The organism is Pseudobutyrivibrio sp. UC1225 (assembly GCF_900115215.1).
GTDB lineage: Bacteria > Bacillota > Clostridia > Lachnospirales > Lachnospiraceae > Pseudobutyrivibrio.
The window spans coordinates 1-1,620 of the sequence record NZ_FOVQ01000031.1; the positions used below are offsets into that span (position 1 = coordinate 1).

A 1,620-nucleotide genomic window follows, 5' to 3' on the forward strand; every position below is an offset into this window, starting at 1 on the left:
CGCAATGGCATTAAGTTAAGAAAAAAATTTAAAATAGCTTGACAAATATTTCATAGTGTGCGGATTTTTTGCTAATTACTTAGCAAAAAATCCCTTGTGATTAAGTACATTCATTTTTTCACAGGAGGAACCGCATGAAATATTTAAAACCTAACACACTACGTAGAAATTTATTTGATTCTATTGACCAAATTTTACTTAACAAAGCATCTTATGTAAAAAATCCAACTGACCACTCTAGAACGCGTAAGCTTTCTTTTAAAGCTATTATTAACTCAATTCTCCAAATGTCTGGAGGTAGTATAAACAACGAACTCTTATCCTTTTTCAACTGTTCAGATACTACTCCAACTGCAGCTGCATTTGTACAGCAACGTTCTAAAATACTTCCAACTGCTTTTGAGGATATCTTCAAATCCTTTACCAACAGTTCAAATCCTAATGCAACATACAAGAGCTACCGCGTTTTAGCTATTGATGGTTCTGATTTACACGTACCAACTAATCCTAAAGACAAAGATTCTTATTTTCCTAGAATAAATGATCAAAGGCCTTATAACCTTTTACATTTAAATGCCCTATACGATGTATGTGGCAAAATATATGTTGATACCATCATTCAGAAAAGTCGTAATTCAAATGAAAACCAGGCTCTCATTGACATGGTTGATCGTAATGCAGGTACTATGGATACTCTTATTATTGCTGATAGAGGATACGAATCCTATAATGCACTTGCTCACATACAAGAGAAAGGATGGAAATTCCTTTTTCGAGTCAAAGATGCTAATAGTGGCGGCGGTATAGCTAATGGTCTTGATTTGCCACAAGACAATGAATACGACATTTTTATCAATCTACATTTGTCTGCTGGAAGAACTAAAGATCACTGGGAACTTTACAAAAATAAAAACACCTATAAACGTATATCTCATCCCGAAAACTTTGATTTTTTCATCAATCCTGCAGGTGAGCGCGATGTTCTTATGTTTTATCATCTTCCTTTTAGAATTCTAAAAATTAAGCTCGGCGAAGATACCTATGAAACAATCCTTACAAATTTACCTGCCGAAACATTTTCGCTTTCTGAAATTAAAAAGCTATACTCTATGCGCTGGGGAATAGAAACTTCTTTTAGAGACCTTAAATATCCACTTGGTCTATTAAATTTTCATGCCCGCAAGACAGATTTAATCTATCAAGAAATATATGCACACCTTTTGCTTTATAATTTTGTATCTTTAATAATGAGTAGTCATAAACTAGAATGCTTAACACGAAAACATGATTATAAATCTAGTTTTTCAATAGCAATTCATGCATCTAGACTATTTATCAAGGGAAAGATTAGCTGCAAAACAATCAAAAATCTTTTGTCTAAATATTTGACACCTATTCGTCCAAACAGAAAAGCAATCCGACGCAAGAAGAAAGATCGTTCTGTTATGAGTTTTAATTATAGATTGTCTTAATTCAACTAATACATATCTGCAACAGGCAGGGGGTATATTCCTGCCTATTTTGCATGTCCAAAAATATTTTTTCCGTACAATCATCCTCCTTACCATCATTAAAAACTTTGATTTTTGTAAGAAATACTCTAAAGTTAATGACATTGCG

1 protein-coding gene is annotated in these 1,620 nt (G+C 33.0%); it reads left to right on the forward strand.

Going from position 1 to position 1,620, the window contains the following annotated elements:
- The first annotated feature begins 134 nt into the window (after positions 1-134).
- Positions 135-1,472, forward strand: a complete 1,338-nt coding sequence (locus BMZ41_RS15400; protein WP_242942084.1) for an IS4 family transposase — start codon at positions 135-137, stop codon at positions 1,470-1,472.
- Positions 1,473-1,620 lie beyond the last annotated feature (148 nt).

Bases quoted from the DNA above. Each gene is read 5' to 3' on its own strand.
- BMZ41_RS15400 (WP_242942084.1), top strand. From the start codon at position 135: ATGAAATATTTAAAACCTAACACACTACGTAGAAATTTATTTGATTCT.